This window comes from Fulvimarina thalattae, from assembly GCF_040239565.1.
Taxonomy (GTDB): domain Bacteria; phylum Pseudomonadota; class Alphaproteobacteria; order Rhizobiales; family Rhizobiaceae; genus Fulvimarina.
Genome location: NZ_JBEHWS010000010.1, coordinates 109,800 through 128,031 on the forward strand (window position 1 = coordinate 109,800; position 18,232 = coordinate 128,031).

Sequence of the window (18,232 nt, forward strand, 5' to 3'; positions counted from 1 at the left end):
GTCTCGATCAGCCTTTCATCGTGTTGACGTCGTCGACGGCGATCGAGCCGCGATTACGGAAGAAGACCACCAGGATAGCGAGGCCGATAGCTGCCTCGGCCGCGGCGACCGTCAAAACGAAAAGCGCGAAGACCTGCCCCGCGAGATCGTTCAGGAAGGCCGAGAAGGCCACGAAGTTGATGTTGACCGCGAGCAGGATGAGCTCAACCGACATCAGGATCGTGATGATGTTCTTCCGGTTCATGAAGATGCCGAACACGCCGATCACGAAAAGGATCGCCGCGACGGTCAGGTACTGGCCGAGACCAACTTCCATGTTCTCAAGCCCCTCGTTCGTTCTTCGTCATATTCCGCGTCCGCTTTCGACTTGCTTGATCTCGATCGACGTCGACGGGTTGCGTGCGACCTGATCTGGAATCGACTGGCGGCGCACCTTCTCCTTGTGGCGGAGCGTCAGCACGATGGCGCCTACCATTGCGACGAAGAGGATCAGGCCGGCCAGCTGAAAGAACAGGATGTAACGGGTGTAGAGCACGTTGCCGAGCGCCTCGATATTCGAGGCGCCGCCCACTTCGTCCATCGGCAGCGCGGTCTGGCTGGCGAGCACCGGATCGGCGATCGAGCCCGACCCAGCGATGATGAGTTCGGCGAGAAGCAGGACGGCGATAATCGCGCCGAACGGCGCATACTGGATCACGCGACTCTTCAACTGGCCGACGTCAAGATCGAGCATCATGACGACGAAGAGGAAGAGAATCGCCACCGCACCCACATAGACGACGATGAGAATCAGCGCGAGGAACTCGGCGCCCGCGAGCAGGAACAGGCCCGCCGCTGCTACGAAGGTGAGAATCAGGAATAGCACCGAATGGACCGGGTTCTTCGAGAACACGACCATCAGGGCGCTGCCGACCGCGATGAAGGCAAAGATATAGAAGAAGAATGCCTGGAGACCGAGCATCGAAGCTCCCTGTAGTCGTTCGCGCGGGGCCCATTCGGACCTCGACAACCCGTGCCGAACCGCCGAGTCTTACACCGTTCGCCGGTTCTGGCCCGGCTTACCTGTATGGCGCGTCGAGCGCAATGTTGCGCGCAATTTCCCGCTCCCAGCGATCGCCGTTCGCGAGAAGTTTCTGCTTGTCGTAATAGAGTTCCTCACGGGTCTCCGTGGCGAACTCGAAATTCGGTCCCTCGACGATGGCATCCACCGGGCAGGCTTCCTGGCAGAAGCCGCAATAGATACACTTCACCATGTCGATGTCGTAGCGAACCGTGCGGCGGGTACCATCGTTCTGGCGCGGTCCGGCCTCGATAGTGATCGCCTGAGCAGGACAGATCGCTTCGCAAAGCTTGCAGGCGATGCAGCGTTCCTGGCCGTTCGGATAGCGACGCAGAGCATGTTCGCCGCGGAAACGCGGAGAGACAGGCCCCTTCTCGAAGGGATAATTGATCGTCGCCTTGGGGGCGAAGAAATACCGGAGCGCAAGGCCGAAGGCCTGCACGAACTCGACGAGAAAGAGCGATCGAACCGTTTGTGCGATAGCGGACATGATAGGGTCCCAGATGCTTCCTTCTGCTCCCCGGCGCATCGGCGATCCTCATGACCACCAGCGCTCCTCGGCGGGAGCTTGACAATTCCTGGTCTGGCCGACGTCGGAGGTCGTCCGACAATACAGGCCTTCAGTGTGTTTTCGTGTCGAGCCTAGACCAGATAGGCTCCGACATACCAGCCGGCGATCGGGAAGAACATCAGCTGAGAGATCCTGACGATCTCGATGATCAGCCCACCTCCAACGCGCTCCGTCGGCCGCTGCTCCTTGAACCGGTTCCTGACGAAACCGAGGACGAAATAATCGGCGATGCCAATAACGAGGCCAACCAGCGCGCCGATCAGCCCCATCGACATCAGGCGGCCGCTCCCCAGCCGAAGATCTGGACCACGAAAGCCGTGATGACCACCATCCCCAGCGAAATCGGCAGGAAAACCTTCCAGCCGAGACGCATCAGCTGGTCATAGCGGTATCGTGGTACGAAGGCCTTCACCATGGCGAACATGAAGAACACCAGTCCGGCTTTCAACGTGAACCACATGAAGCCCGGGATCCAGTTGAGGAGGAAGATGTCGAACGGCGGGAGCCAGCCCCCCAGGAACAGGATCGTCGTCAGGCAGCACATCAGGGTGATCGCTGCGTACTCGCCGAGCATGAACATCATGTACGGCGCCGCCGAATATTCAACCATGTAACCCGCGACGAGCTCCGATTCGGCCTCAGGAAGGTCGAAGGGCGGGCGGTTCGTCTCCGCGAGCGCCGAGATGAAGAACACGATGAACATCGGGAAGAGGCCGAGCCAGTGCCAGTCGAGGAAACTCGCCGGCAAGCCGAGCATCGTGCCGAGCCCGGTCGTTTGCGCCATCACGATCTCGGAAAGGTTCAGCGAGCCGACACAGAGAAGAACGGTGACGATCACGAAACCGATCGAGACCTCGTAGGACACCATCTGCGCGGCCGAACGCAGCGCGCCGAGGAAGGCGTATTTCGAGTTCGACGCCCAGCCACCCATGATCACGCCGTAGACTTCCAGCGATGAGATCGCGAAGACGAAGAGAATGCCGACATTGATGTCCGCAATCACCCAGCCTTGCGCCACGGGAATCACCGCAAACGTCGCTAGCGCCAGGGTAACGGCGACGAGCGGCGCCAAGAGGAAGACCGGCTTGTCCGACGATGCCGGGACGATCGGCTCTTTCAGCGCGAATTTCAAAAGATCGGCAAAGGACTGGAATAGCCCCCAAGGCCCGACGACGTTCGGGCCGCGACGCAACTGCACCGCCGCCCAGATCTTGCGGTCGGCAAGCAGAATATAAGCGATCATAACGAGGAGAACGACCAGAAAGAGGACGCTCTGCGCGAGGATGATCAGGCCGGGCCAGAGGTAAACCGAGAAGAAGTCAGTCAAGCCGTTTCGTCCTTATTCCGCCGCTTCGAGATGCACCTGGCTCGCGAGCCGCGAACACTCCGCCATCACCTTCGAGGCCCGCGCAATCGGGTTCGTCAGATAGAAGTCCGCGACATTCGAAGTCAGCGGCATGGATTGCAGCTTTTCGGCCCGATCCGCAAGACCGGTGATCGCACCATTGTCCACAGGCACGATGGCATCGGTCCGCATGAAGCCGTGCTCGGCGTAGAGTTCCTTGCGCAGCTGCATCAGCGAATCGAAGGGCAGCTGCTTGCCGATGACGGCCGAAAGCGCGCGGATGACAGCCCAGTCTTCCTTCGCCTCGCCGGGAGGGAAAGATGCGCGGCTCGCGACCTGAGCCCGGCCTTCGAGATTGACGTAGGTACCGGATTTCTCGGTATAGGCGGCGGTCGGCAGGATGACGTCAGCGCGGCTTGCGCCCTTGTCGCCATGGCTGCCCATGTAGACGACGAACGGTCCATCCGGAACGTCGATCTCGTCGGCAGCCATGTTGAAGAGAAGGTCGACACCGCCGGACACCATCTGAGCTGCGGTCTGGCCGCCATCGCCCGGCACGAAGCCGATATCGAGACCGCCGACGCGCGAAGCCGCGGTCTGCATCACGTTGAAGCCGTTCCAGCTGTCGGTGACTGCGCCGATCTCACGGGCAAGAGCGGCTACGGAGGCGAGAATGGCCGAACCGTTATCCCCGGAGAGAGCCCCCTGCCCCAAGATGATCATCGGCCGCTCGGCACCCTTAAGTGCCTCGAAGAAGCCTTGGCTCGCGCCTTCGATGTCGGACAGCGTGTCCGTGCCGGCGCCGAGATAGGTGTAATCGTACCGAAGATCAGTGTTCTCGCCGATGACGCCGATCGGAAAGCCCTCCATCCGCCAGCGCTTGCGGATTCGCGCGTTGAGAACGGAGGCTTCGAAGCGCGGATTGGCGCCGATGATGAGAAGCGCGTCAGCCTCTTCGATCCCGGCGATCGTCGTGTTGAAAATGTAGGATGCGCGACCATCGGCCGGATGACTGACCGATCCATCCTGACGGCAATCGATGTTCGCCGAGCCAATCTCGCCCATCAGGCGCTTCATCGCCCACATGTCCTCTACGGCCGAGAGATCGCCGGCGATCGCGCCAACCTTCGAGGCATCGGTCGAATCAAGCTTTGCCTTCACGGCCGCGAAGGCCTCCGGCCAGCTCGCCGGCTGAAGGCGGCCATCCTTACGCACATAGGGCTTGTCGAGGCGCTGGACGCGCAGGCCGTCCCAGATGAAGCGCGTCTTGTCAGAAATCCACTCCTCATTCACGGCTTCGTTGGTGCGCGGCAGGATGCGCATCACCTCACGACCCCGTGTATCGACGCGGATGCCAGAACCGACCGCGTCCATCACGTCGATCGTCTCGGTCTTCGTCAGCTCCCACGGTCGGGCCTGGAAGGCGTAAGGACGAGACGTCAGCGCGCCGACCGGACAGAGATCGATGACATTACCCTGGAGCTCCGAGGTCATCGCCTGTTCGAGATAGGTAGTGATCTCGGCATCCTCGCCACGGCCGACGAGGCCGAGCTCGGAAATGCCGGCGACTTCCGTCGTAAAGCGGACACAGCGCGTGCAGTGGATGCAGCGCGTCATGATCGTCTTGACGAGCGGGCCGATATACTTGTCCTCAACGGCACGCTTGTTCTCGACATAACGCGAGGAATCGACGCCGTAGGCCATTGCCTGGTCCTGCAGATCGCACTCGCCGCCCTGATCGCAGATCGGGCAATCGAGCGGATGGTTGATCAGCAGGAACTCCATCACGCCTTCACGGGCCTTCTTGACCATCGGCGTTGTGGTGAAGACTTCCGGCAGCTCGCCGTTCGGGCCCTTGCGCAGATCCTTCACGCCCATGGCGCAGGACGCGGCGGGTTTTGGCGGACCGCCCTTAACCTCAACGAGGCACATGCGGCAGTTGCCGGCGATCGACAGCCGCTCATGGAAGCAGAAGCGGGGAATTTCGGCGCCCGCTTCCTCGCACGCCTGAAGCAGCGTGAAGTGATCCGGAACATCGACCTCGCGGCCATCGACTTTGAGCTGTGTCATCGTCTTTCAAACTTTCTCTTCCGGGCGACCGAAGCGTATCCGCGCCAATTCGGCTCCCGGCAAAATTTAACGTATCGCACGATCGCGTGCACGACCCACTCTACTCCGCTGCCACCAAATGCGGCCGGTCGAGATCGGCGTTGCGCGAATATTCATCGATCCGGCGCTCGATCTCCGGGCGGAAATGGCGCATCAGCCCCTGGATCGGCCAGGCCGCCGCGTCGCCGAGGGCGCAGATCGTGTGGCCCTCGACCTGTTTCGTCACCTGAAGCAGCATGTCGATCTCGCTTTTCTTGGCGTTACCCACAGCCATGCGCTCCATCACGCGCCACATCCAGCCGGTGCCCTCGCGGCACGGCGTGCACTGGCCGCAGCTCTCATGCTTGTAGAAGTAAGAGATGCGGGCAATCGCCTTCACGATGTCGGTCGACTTGTCCATCACGATGACGGCGGCGGTGCCGAGAGATGTCTTGATCTCCTTCAGCCCGTCAAAATCCATCGGCGCGTCGATAATGTCCTTGGCCGGAACCACCGGCACGGAGGAGCCACCGGGAATCACCGCAAGAAGATTGTCCCAGCCGCCGCGCACACCGCCACAATGCTTCTCGATCAGCTCACGGAAGGAGATGCTCATCGCCTCTTCGACCGTGCAGGGCTGCTCGACATGGCCTGAGATACAGAAGAGCTTGGTGCCCGTGTTGTTCTCCCGGCCGATCCCTGCGAACCAACCGCCGCCGCGCCGCAGAATGGTGGGGGCAACCGCGATCGATTCGACGTTGTTGACCGTCGTCGGGCAACCGTAGAGTCCAACATTCGCCGGAAATGGTGGCTTGAGGCGAGGCTGGCCTTTTTTGCCTTCAAGGCTCTCGAGAAGCGCCGTTTCCTCGCCGCAGATATAGGCGCCGGCGCCGTGGTGGACGACGACATCGAAGTCCCAACCGCACTTGTTGTCGCGACCCAGCAAGCCCGCGTCGTAGCACTCGTCGACAGCTTTCTGCAGCGCCTCGCGTTCACGTATGTATTCGCCGCGGATGTAGATGAAGGCAGTGTGAGCCCCCATTGCGAAACCGGCGATGACGCAACCCTCGATCAGCGTAAACGGGTCGTTGCGCATGATTTCCCGGTCCTTACACGTCCCGGGTTCGGACTCGTCAGCATTGACCACGAGATAATGCGGACGTCCCGCGCTCTCCTTGGGCATGAAGGACCATTTGAGTCCGGTCGGGAAGCCAGCGCCGCCACGTCCGCGAAGGCCAGACGCCTTCATCTCATTGATGATCCAGTCGCGGCCTTTCTCGATGATGTCCTTCGTGCCATCGAAATGGCCGCGCTTCATTGCCGCCTTCAGGCTCTTGTCGCGGAGCCCGTATATATTGGTGAAGATGCGGTCCTTGTCGGCCAGCATATACCCGCTCCTTGCTTACGAACCCGATGTTTCGTCGTCGTTTTCGGCACCGTAGTCCGAGCGAACCTTGGCCTGTTCGACCCATTGGTCGCGCACGGCGCGTCCCCGAAAATTAAGGTAATTGTCGACCCATACCAGTTCTTCGCGTCGCCATGCCGCGACCTGCCGGTAGTGGAAAACGCCAAGTTCGTTCAGCTTAGCCTCGATAACCGGCCCGATCCCCTTAATTTTCTGAAGATCGTCTTTCTTGCCGCCCTCAGGTTCGGTCAACAAGCCTTCAGGACGCTCGCCCTCCCCCAGATCTTCATCGGCGGATGGAAGAGCCGGCTGCTCATCGATCGGCTTTCCGATCCCAGGCGCCGGAGCTTCCGGCATCTCGGACGGCTTGCGCCTGTCATCTGCCTCTGTCGCGAAGGTATCCGCGTATACAGGGCCTGGACGGGTGTCGGATGTATCGGCGCGTTTCCCCTCCAGCGACCGACCTTCGTCGCGGTTCACGAGATCCGGTGACGGCTCACCTTCGCGGGCCCGCTCGATATCGGTTCCGCCGGCATCGTCGACCACCTTGAAGTCCCGTACGACCGCGTCGCGCGCGGCAGCTTCCTTATCCAGGAAAGTGCCGCCGGACATCTGCGGAGCCGCGCTTTCGTCGTCGCCGGTCACGACGCCCGACTCGGCCGCATCGCGCTCTTCCTGCCCGGTCTTCCCCTCTTCCGTACCGCCTTCCTGACCGGCGCTCGGATCGTGGGCTTCAGCGACAAGTTCGTCGCTCTCGTCCCGCTCGGCACTCTGAGGCGTTGTCTCGGCATCCGCCTTGCCGGGACTAGCGGTGCTGGGATCTGTATAGACGGACTCGCTGTCCGGTCGCCCGGCCTCTGAAGGCGGCGTTGAGATTGCCGCACCAGCGCCCTGGCCCTGATCCGCGGAGCCGTTGGCCGCGCCGTGCGCGCCTTCCCGCTTCTGTTCGGCGATCAGGTCATCGTAGTCCTCGGTCAGCGACGTCAGGCCACCGATGGGCACGGACTGATGGCGACCGTTCTGCGGGCCGGTTGTTACTTTGGCGCCGTTGCCGGCGTCGAACTCGTCGATGATCTCTTCCAGCCGTTCCGGGGTCAGATCCTCATAGGCATCCTTGAAGATCATGATCATCGGGGCGTTCACGCAGGCACCCTGACATTCGACTTCTTCCCACGAAAGCGTGCCGGACGAGTTGCGGTGGAACGGTTCGGGGTGGATCTTCTTCTTGCAGACCGCCTTCAGGTCCTCCGCGCCACGCAGCATGCAGGGCGTCGTCCCGCAGACCTGCACATGGGCGCGCGTCCCGATCGGCTGAAGCATGAACTGCGTGTAGAAGGTCGCGACCTCGAGAACGCGGATCAGCGGCATAGCCAGGCGATCGGCAACGTGCTCGATGGCAGCCTTTGTGACCCAGCCCTCCTGGTCCTGCGCGCGCATCAGGAGAGGAATCACGGCCGACTGCTGCCGGCCCTCGGGATATTTGCGGACGGTGGCATCGGCCCATGCTGCGTTCTCGTCCGTGAACGCGAAGCTCTGGGGCTGGATGCTGTCATCGGCAAGACGTCGAACGGACATCGGACCTCGACTCTGGAACCATTTCAATTCATGCGGTTTGGCCGCGTTCTATCACAGGCGAACCAAAACGCCAGCGCTTGATATTCCTGTTATCGCACTGCGGCAAACCGCGCGAGACCGTTGGACGCGGTCATCGTCCAAAAGGTCGAGAAAAAACGCATGGATGGCAAGAGAAACGCCGGGCTGCTGCCGGCTCATTCCAAACCTTCGAATATCGATGCACGAAGGAGTAGCTTGCCCATCTGGCTTGGAAACGCGTCTATTCCGTGGGCAATCCGACTTCCATCGCCTCGCCCTCTCCAAGCACGTTGTCGTGCCCCGACACCAAAACGCTTGTCACGCCAGCGGGAATTGAGATCCCGAATTCGGACCGGGTAAACGGCTGTTCGTTCACGTGCGGATGAAGAAGCTCGCGGGTGACGTAGACCGCTCCATCCGCACCTTTGACGTCCCAGCGATCCGCGTAGTGCTCGGCTCCTTCGTCGTCATGCCTCACGGTGACGCCGAAACTGTAGACACCCTCGCCGGTGCGCGTCACCTGCACGTCCTCGACGACCGGTTCTCCAGCATGGACCACTGCTGCACCAGCCAGAACGATAGAGCCCGCGAGAGCGAGCTCTAGAAATCCAGCGACACAGGCGCATCCGGAAACCTTCGAGCGGCGTGACCGATCAGAACGGAATTTCGTCGTCGAAATCGCGCGATCCGCCACCACCGCCATAGCCGCCGCCCCCGCCGGAACCGCCACCGTAATCTCCGCCGCCGCCGCGAGACCCGCCGGACGGCGGACCGCCGCGTGATCCGCCGCCGCCATAGTCGCCACCGCCACCGCCTTCACCGCGGCCGTCGAGCATAGTGAGCGAGCAGTTGAAGCCCTGCAGAACGACTTCTGTCGTGTACTTTTCCTGGCCGTCCTGTCCCTGCCATTTGCGGGTCTGGAGCTGACCCTCGATATAAACCTTCGAGCCCTTCTTTACGTACTGCTCGATGACCTTGTTCAGGCCCTCATTGAAGCAGACGACCCTATGCCATTCGGTCTTCTCGCGTCGTTCGCCGGAATTGCGGTCGCGCCAGCTTTCCGAAGTCGCGACCGAAAAGTTCGCGATCGGCTTGCCGTCCTGTGTGCGCCGCATTTCGGGGTCGGCCCCGAGATTGCCGACGAGGATGACCTTATTGACGCTGCCCGCCATGAATGACTCCTTTACACGAATGCGCGCGAACCTAACGACGCACCCCCGGCCGCGAAAGGGTGCTCCCTCGTTCGTTCACAGAAAAGGCCGTGCGACGCATCGCCGACGATACGGAACAAAATTAGAACAAAGCCTTTCCTTGAGTCAATCCGTGCTTTAAACTCGGTGCTGGTTTCCATAGATAGGCCAAATCCCAGTTTCCTTATCTCCTGCCGGTATCGTTCATGTCCGATCTCAAGACGATCTCCATTCGTGGTGCGCGCGAACACAATCTCAAAAATGTCGATCTCGACATTCCGCGCGACAAGCTGATCGTCATGACGGGCTTGTCCGGCTCGGGCAAATCCTCCCTCGCCTTCGATACGATTTATGCGGAAGGCCAGCGTCGTTATGTCGAGAGCTTGTCGGCCTATGCCCGGCAGTTCCTGGAAATGATGCAGAAACCGGACGTCGATTCCATCGAGGGCCTCTCGCCGGCGATCTCGATCGAACAGAAAACGACGTCGAAGAATCCGCGCTCGACCGTGGCGACCGTCACCGAGATCTACGATTACATGCGTCTGCTGTTCGCGCGAGTCGGCGTCCCGATCTCGCCGGCGACCGGGCTGCCGATCGAGAGCCAGACGGTGAGCCAGATGGTCGACCGAGTGCTCGCGCTCGATGAGGGCACGCGCCTCTATCTGCTTGCGCCGATGATCCGGGGCCGCAAGGGCGAATACCGCAAGGAACTGGCCGAGCTGCAGAAGAAGGGATTCCAGCGCGTCAAGGTAGACGGCGAGTACTACGAGATCGCCGACGTGCCGGCCCTCGACAAGAAGTACAAGCACGATATCGATGTAGTGGTCGATCGCATCATTGTGCGCGAGGACATGAAGTCCCGCCTCGCCGACTCTATCGAGACCGCGCTCGGCATGGCCGACGGTCTGGCGGTCGCGGAATTCGCCGACAAGCCGCTGCCGAAGGATCGGCTCGCCGATGCGGGGGCGAACCGCAACAAGAACGAGACCCACGAGCGGCTGCTCTTTTCCGAAAAGTTTGCCTGCCCGGTGTCCGGCTTTACGATACCGGAGATCGAGCCGCGGCTTTTCTCCTTCAACAACCCGTTCGGCGCCTGCCCGAAATGCGACGGCCTCGGCTCCCAGCAGGCAGTCGATCCCAAGCTCGTCGTCCCGAACGAGAACATGACGCTGAAGAACGGCGCGATCGCGCCCTGGGCGAAGTCAACCTCGCCCTATTACGGCCAGACCCTGGAGGGGCTCGGCAAGCATTACGGCTTCAAGCAGACCGACAAATGGTCCGATCTGTCGGATGAGGCAAAGGGCGTCATCCTCAACGGCACAGGCAAGGATAAGGTCGAGTTCCGTTTCAAGGACGGGCTCCGCGCCTATTCGACGACCAAGACCTTCGAGGGCGTGGTGCCGAATCTTTCCCGCCGCTGGCGCGAGACCGATTCGGCCTTCATGCGCGAGGAGATAGAGCGCTTCATGTCGGCAACGCCCTGCCCCGCCTGCAACGGCAACCGGCTGAAGCCCGAGGCGCTGGCTGTGAAGATTTCCGGCCAGCATATCGGCGAGGTCGCCGATCTCTCGATCCGCAATGCGGCAGAGTGGTTCGAGAACCTGCCGCAAAGCCTGAGCGACAAGCAGAACGAGATTGCCGTCCGCATCCTGAAGGAGATTCGCGACCGGCTGCGCTTCCTCAACGATGTCGGGCTCGACTATCTCACCCTGTCCCGGTCCTCGGGCACCCTCTCAGGCGGAGAGAGCCAGCGCATCCGCCTCGCCTCCCAAATCGGCTCCGGGCTGACAGGTGTTCTCTATGTGCTGGACGAGCCCTCGATCGGTCTGCATCAGCGCGATAATGAGCGCCTGCTCGTCACGCTCAAGCACCTTCGGGACATCGGCAATACGGTAATCGTCGTCGAACATGACGAGGACGCGATCCGGACAGCCGATTATGTGGTCGATATCGGCCCCGCAGCAGGCGTCCATGGCGGCAAGATCATCGCCTCGGGCACGCCCGACGACATCATGGAAACTCCGGATTCGATTACGGGCCAGTATCTGTCAGGCGATATGGGCGTTCCGGTTCCGCAGGCACGGCGGAAGGCGAAAAAGGGCAAGGCGGTCAAAGTTGTCGGCGCGCGCGGCAACAATCTGAAAAATGTCAGCGCCGAGATCCCGCTCGGCCTCTTTTCCTGCGTCACCGGCGTTTCCGGCGGCGGCAAGTCGACCTTCCTGATCGAGACCCTGTTCAAGGCCGCATCCCGCCGCATCGCCAATGGCCGGGACGTTCCGGCCGAGCACGACCGGATCGAGGGCCTTGAACATCTCGACAAGGTCATCGATATCGACCAGTCGCCCATCGGCCGCACGCCGCGCTCGAATCCGGCGACCTATACCGGCGCATTCACGCCGATCCGAGATTGGTTCGCGGGCCTGCCCGAGGCGAAGGCGCGCGGTTATCAGCCCGGCCGCTTCTCGTTCAACGTCAAGGGCGGGCGCTGCGAGGCCTGCCAAGGCGATGGCGTCATCAAGATCGAGATGCACTTCCTGCCCGATGTCTACGTCACCTGCGATGTCTGCGACGGCAAGCGCTACAACCGCGAGACGCTTGAGGTCACGTACAAGGAAAAGTCGATCGCCGACGTGCTCGACATGACCGTGGACGAAGGCGTCGACTTCTTCGCGCCGGTCGCTGCTGTGCGTGACAAGCTCGTGGCGCTGAAAGAGGTCGGCCTCGGCTATATCAAGGTCGGCCAGCAGGCGACGACGCTCTCGGGCGGCGAGGCCCAACGCGTGAAGCTCGCGAAGGAGCTGTCGCGCAAGGCGACCGGCAAGACGCTCTACATTCTCGACGAGCCAACGACGGGCCTCCACTTCCACGACGTCGCCAAGCTGCTCGAGGTGCTGCACGGCCTCGTCGAGCGCGGCAACACGGTGGTCGTCATCGAGCATAATCTTGAGGTCATCAAGACCGCCGACTGGCTGGTCGACATTGGCCCAGAAGGGGGTGACGGCGGCGGCGAAATCGTTGCGACCGGCACACCTGAACAAGTCTGCGAGACCCGGAAAAGCTATACTGGCCGCTTCCTCAAGGAGCTTCTGGAGCGCCGGCCGACGAAAAAGGTGACGAAGATCGCCGCGGAGTAGATCGCGCTATAGCTGTCAGCGTTGCATTCTAGCGCCGCTGCGCCAGCCAAACTGTGTGATAGTCGCAATCCGGGTCTTCGTTGCGCTGGTCGAGAACTTCAAAGCCGGTTTCAGCAAGAAGGGCACGATAATCCTCGTTATCGAGACTGGCCGCGTAGAGCGGCTCGCCCTCGAACTCGCTGATCACTTCGCCAGCTCTGGGCCCGGTCGTGAAGAGAAGCGGCGCATCGGGCGCGGCATGCAACGCGAAAATAGGAAACATTTTCCGCTGATCGTTCGGCGAGAGCAGGAAGAAGCTGTCCCAGGCGATCAGTCCGTCGAAGGTTTCTCCAAGCGAAACGGTGCGCATATCGGCTTCGAGCCAGCGATGATTTGGAAATCGCTCACTGGCGAGACTCAGCATCGCTGCGGAGCTGTCGATGCCCGTAATCTGGCACCCGTGCTCTGCGAGAAAAGCGCTGATCGGCTCCCCCATGCCGCACCCGAGATCGAGAACGCACGGCGTCTCCGCCACGGCATCGAGAAAACGGTCGAGCCAACCTTTTTCGAACAGGGCGCGATTGCGGAGGCGATCAAAGGCGGTGGCGTGACGCTGGTAGATACCGACGATGGCACCGGCGGCCTGATCGAGCTTCGCCCGCTTGTCGGTCACGCACCGTTCGCCTTCGGTGGGATGCGCCGTACGGCGCTCAGCGCCACGCCCTTCTCGTCGAACCGTTCTAAGGTCTCGGTGAGCGGCTCGATTGCGGTCATCATGTGATAGGCGTTGGCGTGGAGCAGGCGTTGGCCGTCCATCATGATGCCGACATGGCCCGGCCAGAACAGGAGGTCGCCGCGCTGGAGAGCCTCGATGCCGGCTATCCGCGTGCCGAGTTCGCGCACCTGGTCGGACGAATCGCGCGGCGCGTCGATCCCGGCCATTGCGCAGGAGAGCTGGACGAGCCCCGAGCAGTCGATACCGAGCGCGCTCTTGCCGCCCCAGAGATAGGGGGTTTCGAGAAAACGTTCGGCGACGGAGACGAAGTCCTCGGCATCCTCCCCGAAGGTCTCCGCATGCTGCTTGACGATCGCACCGCCGCCGTCGAGCAGGTGATAGTTGGCATTGTGATCCTCGGCCTCGCCGACGACCTTCACGAGCGCACCCATGGGTAGGTCGGCTACCGGCGGGCGCTTGATGTCGGGTTCGGGAAAGACCAGCGTGCGCGGCACGGAAATCCGGTGTGTCGGCATGTCCGCTTCGCCCGGTTCGCTGAGACGGCTCAGCGCGGCGAAGGGCGTGTAGCCAACATAGCCGTCCTCGTCGAGCTGCACCCAGGCCCAGGGCTCGCCATCGACGACGATCTCGTCAAAGACGAGCAGCCGTTCACCGAACAGGGCCTCCGTGTCGAGCGCGGCATCATGGGCCGGCGCGCGATGAAGCGGGGCGAGCGGCACGGAAACGACGCCCGGCTGGCCTTCGATGAAGCGTTCAGCCTCGACGCTTCCCTTGAGGCGGATATCGGCCAAATCGTCACGATAGGCGTTGAGGCGGGGATTGAGCTTGTCAGTCATGCTTATCATCAATGCGTTCGAAATCACTTCGCCGGATAACGCGTTGCGAGAACGTCGAAAAGGGCGCGGACGGCATAGGCTTCGCCGCCCACCGGGCCGATCGACGAGGCCTTCGGACGCCAGCCATAGATATCGAAATGGGCCCAGGCCTTGGCTTTTTCGACGAAGCCATCGAGAAAGAGCGCGGCCGTGATCGCGCCGGCAAACCCGCCTGAACTGATATTGTTGGTGTCGGCGACCTTGGACGAAAGGTCCGGGCCGTAGGGCCGATAAAGCGGGAGCCGCCAGGACGGATCGGCGAGCCGAACACCCGCCTCCGTCAGATCGCCGACAAGGCTCGTATCATCGCTGAAGAAGGCCGGAAGATCGGCCCCGAGGGCGACACGCGCGGCACCCGTGAGCGTCGCCATGTCGATCATGATTTCCGGCTCCTCCTCGTCGCCATAGGCGAGCGCGTCGGCGAGCACCAGCCGTCCCTCGGCATCGGTGTTTCCGATCTCTACCGTCTTGCCTTTTCGGCTCGTGAGAATGTCGCTCGGGCGGAAGGCGTTGTCGGAGATCGAGTTCTCCACCGCCGGAATGAGAACCCGCAGCCGCACGTCCAGCTTTTGCGCCATGATCATCGAGGCAAGCCCCAGGACGTTGGCCGCTCCCCCCATATCCTTCTTCATCAGCAGCATGCTCGACGGCGGCTTGATGTCGAGGCCACCGGTGTCGAAGCAAACGCCCTTGCCGACCAGGGTCACTTTCGGGGCGTCCTGCCTTCCCCAGGTCAGGTCGATGAGGCGCGGCGCCGACGCGCTTGCCCGACCGACGGCGTGGATCATCGGGAAGTTCTTCGCGAGCAACGCCTCGCCGGCGATTACGGAAACCGAGGCGCTGCGGCGTTCGCCGAGATCACGGACGGCCTGTTCCAGCTCGGCCGGTCCCATGTCGTTGACGGGCGTGTTGATCAGGTCGCGTGCGAGGCACACCCCATCGGCGAGTGCCGCGATGCGATCGAGATTCGCCGCCTCGCCGAGATGGAAGCGCAGACCGGGTTCCTGATTTGCGTCTCCGCCCTTGCTTGTCTTGTACCGGTCGAACTTGTAGGCGCCGAGTTTCAGCGCCAGGCCGAAAAGTTCAGCATCGAGTTCGGATTCGGCCGGTAAATGCCAATCGCCCTCCGGCAGTTTGCGGCCGAGAACGCCGGCAAGCAGCGCGGCGCGGGCTCCGTCGCTAGGATCGCGCTTATCCGCACGTCCCAGCCCGAGCAGAACTGAGCGGACGCCCCCCTTGCCGGGCACGAGACAGATATCGCCGGCTTCGCCATCGAACCTGGAGAGTTCCGCCCAGTCCCGCGTCTCGCCAAGAAGGCTGTCGCGCTCACCGGGCCGCACGGGCACGATGGGGCGGGACTCGGCGGCACGTTCGGATACGAGAGAGACTGACATCGGCACTCCGGGACCACAGGCGGATATTAACCGGCCATTAGGGTTAACGATTTATGTTTCGAGCCATCGCCCGATAGCCCGCTGGCACATCGGACACCGAATTCCGTCGAAACGGAGACGAGAGCTCAGCGCATGCGCAAGATTAGTCCGATATCGGCTTCCAGAAAGGCCCTTCTCGTCGCAACGTCGATCGCCGCGCTTGGCTTCACGGGCTGCGCCAACAAGGTCAGCTACGAAACGACAGGCTCGATCTCGCGCACCGCGCCACAGCAAGCGGTTCGCCAAGGCCCTGCCAAGACAGTCGCGGAGATGTCGTCCGGCGAACTCCGAAATGCCGTCGACGCCTATGGCCGACAATACGAAGCCAACCCGCGCAACAAACAGGTCGGCCTTTCCTATTCAGCGGCGCTTCAGATGGCGGGGCGAAACGAACAGTCCCTCGCCGTAATGCGCCAGGTCGCGATCGCGCATCCGAAGGATCGCGACGTACTGGCCGCCTACGGCAAGGCACTTGCCGCCGCTGGCGACCTGCCGAAAGCCCTCGACACGATCCGCCGCGCGCAGACGCCGGACTACCCCGATTGGCGCCTCTATTCGGCCGAGGGCGCGATCCTCGACCAGATGGGCAAACCGGCTGAGGCCCGCGCCCTCTTCCAGAAGGCGCTGGTGCTGAAGCCGAACGAGGCGACGGTGCTTTCCAATCTCGGCATGTCCTATCTTCTTGCCGACGATCTGCCGTCCGCCGAGCGTTATCTGCGCGCGGCGCTGCAGCAGCCGGACAGCGATGCGCGCATCCGGCAGAATCTCGCCCTCGTGATCGGCCTTCAGGGCCGATTCGAAGAAGCGGAAAAGGTGGCAGCCGGCACGCTCTCGCCTGAAGAGGCCAAGGGCAACGTCGCCTTCCTGCGCGAGATGCTGGCTCAGAACAACACATGGTCGAAGCTGAAGCAGGAAGATGGAGAAGGCTGATCTGCTTTCGCGTTGTCAACCAAGCCGTAGAAATGCTGCCTCGCCGTCCCTGAGCAGCCAAGCTCCAGTTGACATTGCGGGAGGCCGATTCCAAGTCAGCCTCCATGCGTGTAGCGGAAGCCGACATCCTCATCATCCCGGGCTATAAAGGCTCGCCGGACAATCACTGGCAGAGCCGGTGGGAGCGCAAGCTCTCGACGGCCCGGCGCGTCAAACAGCGCGAATGGACCAAGCCCGTTCGCGAGGATTGGGTCGGCGCGGTCACGCAAGCGATCGGCGAGTCCTCACGGCCAGTAGTGCTGGTCGCCCATTCGCTTGGCGTCGCGACAGCGGTCCACGCAATTCCAGACGCCGAGAAACGCATCGCAGGGGCCTTCTTCGTCGCGCCGCCGGATGTGGAGAATGCCGCGATCCGACCGAAGCATCTGATGACATTCGGGCCCTATCCGCGCGATCCCCTGCCCTTCCCCTCTATCGTGGTTGCGAGCCGAAACGACGTTTTTTCTTCCTTCGACGCCGCTGAAGACATCGCCGGCGCTTGGGGTTCGCTGTTCATCGATGCAGGCGAAGCGGGCCATATCAACGGCGATTCAGGCCACGGTCCCTGGCCCGAGGGGCTCCTCACCTTCGGCAAGTTCATGAGCAAGTTGTCCGCGACCCATTGATGGGAGACGGTGGCCCTGATTAGCCCTTTGCCTCTTTCGCCAGAGCTTGAGCGGCCGCCGCAATGACCTTCAGATCGACGCTGATGCCGACATAGTCGAAGCCACGGCTCCAATAGGTATTGGCGTGTGCAGCATCCCCAGCATAGGCCGCCGCCACCTTGCCGTGCTTCTCTGCCGCTTCGACGACGCGTTGCATGGCGTCCTTCAGACGATTGCCGTCGACGTCGGGCCGGCTGTCGTCTGACAGCGCGATGGAAAGGTCCGAGGGTCCAACGAAGAGCCCGTCGACACCATCGATCGCCGCGATCTCATCCAGCGCATCGAGCGCTGTGCGGGTCTCGATCATGGCGAAGGCGAAAGTTTCGGTGTTTGCGGTCTCGACATAGGCGTCGACCTCGCCGTCCTTGGCAAGTGGCGCAGCCCGGCTCGGGCCGAACGACCTCAGCCCGAGCGGCGGATACTTCATGTGCTTCACGAAGTTTCGCGCATCGTCTGCCGACTCGACCATCGGCATGATGACGCCGCGCGCACCCATATCCAGAGCCCAGGAAGCCGCGCCGAACCCGCTCACCGGCACCCGAACGAATGCGCCTTTCCCGAAGCCGTAAGCGCGGGTGATCGCATCGCGCACGTCACTCCGATCAAGGAGGCCGTGCTGCATGTCGAGCATAACAAGATCGTAGTCCGCCCTGAGAAAGGCTTCCTGCGTAAAGGGATCGGGTGAAGCAAGCCAGGCCGAAAGTGCCGGCTCCCCCGCAAACAGAGCGGAGAAGCGGTCCTTCGGCGATGGCAGCGAGCTCATTCGCTCATCACCTGCTGTTCGGCTTGCGAAAGGAGTTCTTCCATCTTGGCGTGGATTTCGGCATCGGAAATGCCCTGATCGCCAAGATCCGCCTTGAGGTGGTCGAAGACATCATCGTCGCCGGGCTTTTCGAAGTCGACTCGGACAATCTCCTGAGCATATGCGTTTGCATCGGAGTCAGTCTTTCCAAGCTTTTCGGCTGCCCACAGGCCAACCAGCTTGTTGCGGCGCGCCCGGATGCGGAATTTCAGTTCCTGATCGTGGATATAGCGATTTTCGAAATCGCGCTCGCGGTCGGCCATGGTCATGACGGATCTCCTTACCCATTCCCGCCGTCGGAGCGTGCTCCTTCCGGCGGCTGATTCTCTACACATATAATATGGCGGAGGTAGAGAACGGCGATAAGACGTTTCGGGGCCATCGAAC

17 protein-coding genes and 1 pseudogene are annotated in these 18,232 nt (G+C 61.9%); 3 read left to right on the forward strand and 15 right to left on the reverse strand.

The genetic code is table 11. The features are described 5' to 3' along the window. Positions 1–7: 7 nt before the first annotated feature. From nuoK to ABRA89_RS13820, 10 genes and pseudogenes are all read right to left on the reverse strand, one after another. Positions 8–316: an NADH-quinone oxidoreductase subunit NuoK gene (gene nuoK / locus ABRA89_RS13775; RefSeq protein ID WP_322187415.1), complete on the reverse strand. Its 309-nt coding sequence runs from the start codon at positions 314–316 to the stop codon at positions 8–10. A 27-nt stretch (positions 317–343) separates the two neighbouring features. Further along, a complete protein-coding gene (locus ABRA89_RS13780; protein ID WP_349942074.1) occupies positions 344–961 on the reverse strand; it encodes an NADH-quinone oxidoreductase subunit J in 618 nt (205 codons plus the stop codon). Positions 962–1,058: 97 nt separating this feature from the next. Beyond that, positions 1,059–1,550, reverse strand: coding sequence for an NADH-quinone oxidoreductase subunit NuoI (gene nuoI / locus ABRA89_RS13785; RefSeq protein ID WP_349942075.1), 492 nt, complete (start codon positions 1,548–1,550; stop codon positions 1,059–1,061). A 152-nt stretch (positions 1,551–1,702) separates the two neighbouring features. Continuing rightward, the gene (locus ABRA89_RS13790; RefSeq protein ID WP_349942076.1) at positions 1,703–1,906 is read right to left on the reverse strand and encodes a hypothetical protein; all 204 of its coding nucleotides are present in this window, start codon (positions 1,904–1,906) and stop codon (positions 1,703–1,705) included. Then, positions 1,906–2,958: an NADH-quinone oxidoreductase subunit NuoH gene (gene nuoH / locus ABRA89_RS13795; protein WP_349942077.1), complete on the reverse strand. Its 1,053-nt coding sequence runs from the start codon at positions 2,956–2,958 to the stop codon at positions 1,906–1,908. Before nuoH ends, ABRA89_RS13790 begins: the two co-directional genes overlap by 1 nt. Positions 2,959–2,970: 12 nt before the next feature. After that, on the reverse strand, positions 2,971–5,046 hold the full coding sequence (nuoG, locus tag ABRA89_RS13800; protein WP_349942078.1) for an NADH-quinone oxidoreductase subunit NuoG: 2,076 nt from the start codon (positions 5,044–5,046) through the stop codon (positions 2,971–2,973). Positions 5,047–5,146: 100 nt separating this feature from the next. Further along, on the reverse strand, positions 5,147–6,451 hold the full coding sequence (gene nuoF, locus ABRA89_RS13805; RefSeq protein ID WP_349942079.1) for an NADH-quinone oxidoreductase subunit NuoF: 1,305 nt from the start codon (positions 6,449–6,451) through the stop codon (positions 5,147–5,149). A 986-nt stretch (positions 6,452–7,437) separates the two neighbouring features. Beyond that, positions 7,438–8,044, reverse strand: a pseudogene (gene nuoE, locus ABRA89_RS13810) (NADH-quinone oxidoreductase subunit NuoE); the annotation flags it as partial. 259 nt (positions 8,045–8,303) lie between these two features. Then, complete coding sequence (locus ABRA89_RS13815) at positions 8,304–8,621, reverse strand: hypothetical protein (RefSeq protein ID WP_349942080.1); 318 nt, start codon at positions 8,619–8,621, stop codon at positions 8,304–8,306. A 94-nt stretch (positions 8,622–8,715) separates the two neighbouring features. Then, positions 8,716–9,234: a single-stranded DNA-binding protein gene (locus tag ABRA89_RS13820; RefSeq protein ID WP_349942081.1), complete on the reverse strand. Its 519-nt coding sequence runs from the start codon at positions 9,232–9,234 to the stop codon at positions 8,716–8,718. Positions 9,235–9,458: 224 nt separating this feature from the next. Between ABRA89_RS13820 and uvrA the strand changes: the two genes are divergently transcribed. Next, a complete protein-coding gene (uvrA, locus tag ABRA89_RS13825; RefSeq protein ID WP_349942082.1) occupies positions 9,459–12,386 on the forward strand; it encodes an excinuclease ABC subunit UvrA in 2,928 nt (975 codons plus the stop codon). Between the two features lie 28 nt (positions 12,387–12,414). Here the strand turns inward: uvrA and ABRA89_RS13830 are convergent, their stop codons facing one another. Genes ABRA89_RS13830 through ABRA89_RS13840 form a run of 3 tightly spaced genes read right to left on the reverse strand, consistent with a single transcriptional unit; the run spans position 12,415 to position 15,370 of the window. Beyond that, on the reverse strand, positions 12,415–13,038 hold the full coding sequence (locus ABRA89_RS13830; protein ID WP_349942083.1) for a class I SAM-dependent DNA methyltransferase: 624 nt from the start codon (positions 13,036–13,038) through the stop codon (positions 12,415–12,417). Continuing rightward, entirely contained in the window at positions 13,035–13,937 is a 903-nt protein-coding gene (locus ABRA89_RS13835; protein ID WP_349942084.1) for a C40 family peptidase, read from the reverse strand. The genes ABRA89_RS13830 and ABRA89_RS13835 overlap by 4 nt, the downstream gene beginning before the upstream one ends. A 23-nt stretch (positions 13,938–13,960) precedes the next feature. Beyond that, on the reverse strand, positions 13,961–15,370 hold the full coding sequence (locus ABRA89_RS13840) for a leucyl aminopeptidase family protein (RefSeq protein WP_349942085.1): 1,410 nt from the start codon (positions 15,368–15,370) through the stop codon (positions 13,961–13,963). 132 nt (positions 15,371–15,502) lie between these two features. Between ABRA89_RS13840 and ABRA89_RS13845 the strand changes: the two genes are divergently transcribed. Together ABRA89_RS13845 and ABRA89_RS13850 are read left to right on the forward strand one after the other, a co-directional pair. Next, entirely contained in the window at positions 15,503–16,339 is an 837-nt protein-coding gene (locus tag ABRA89_RS13845) for a tetratricopeptide repeat protein (RefSeq protein WP_349942086.1), read from the forward strand. A gap of 104 nt (positions 16,340–16,443) precedes the next feature. Beyond that, the gene (locus tag ABRA89_RS13850) at positions 16,444–17,004 is read left to right on the forward strand and encodes an RBBP9/YdeN family alpha/beta hydrolase (protein WP_349942087.1); all 561 of its coding nucleotides are present in this window, start codon (positions 16,444–16,446) and stop codon (positions 17,002–17,004) included. Positions 17,005–17,023: 19 nt separating this feature from the next. On the opposite strand, the gene ABRA89_RS13855 is transcribed toward ABRA89_RS13850, so the two are convergent. Together ABRA89_RS13855 and ABRA89_RS13860 are read right to left on the reverse strand one after the other, a co-directional pair. Then, positions 17,024–17,806: an HpcH/HpaI aldolase family protein gene (locus ABRA89_RS13855; protein WP_349942088.1), complete on the reverse strand. Its 783-nt coding sequence runs from the start codon at positions 17,804–17,806 to the stop codon at positions 17,024–17,026. Then, positions 17,803–18,114: a DUF1476 domain-containing protein gene (locus tag ABRA89_RS13860; protein ID WP_349942089.1), complete on the reverse strand. Its 312-nt coding sequence runs from the start codon at positions 18,112–18,114 to the stop codon at positions 17,803–17,805. The genes ABRA89_RS13855 and ABRA89_RS13860 overlap by 4 nt, the downstream gene beginning before the upstream one ends. Between the last annotated feature and the right edge of the window lie 118 nt (positions 18,115–18,232).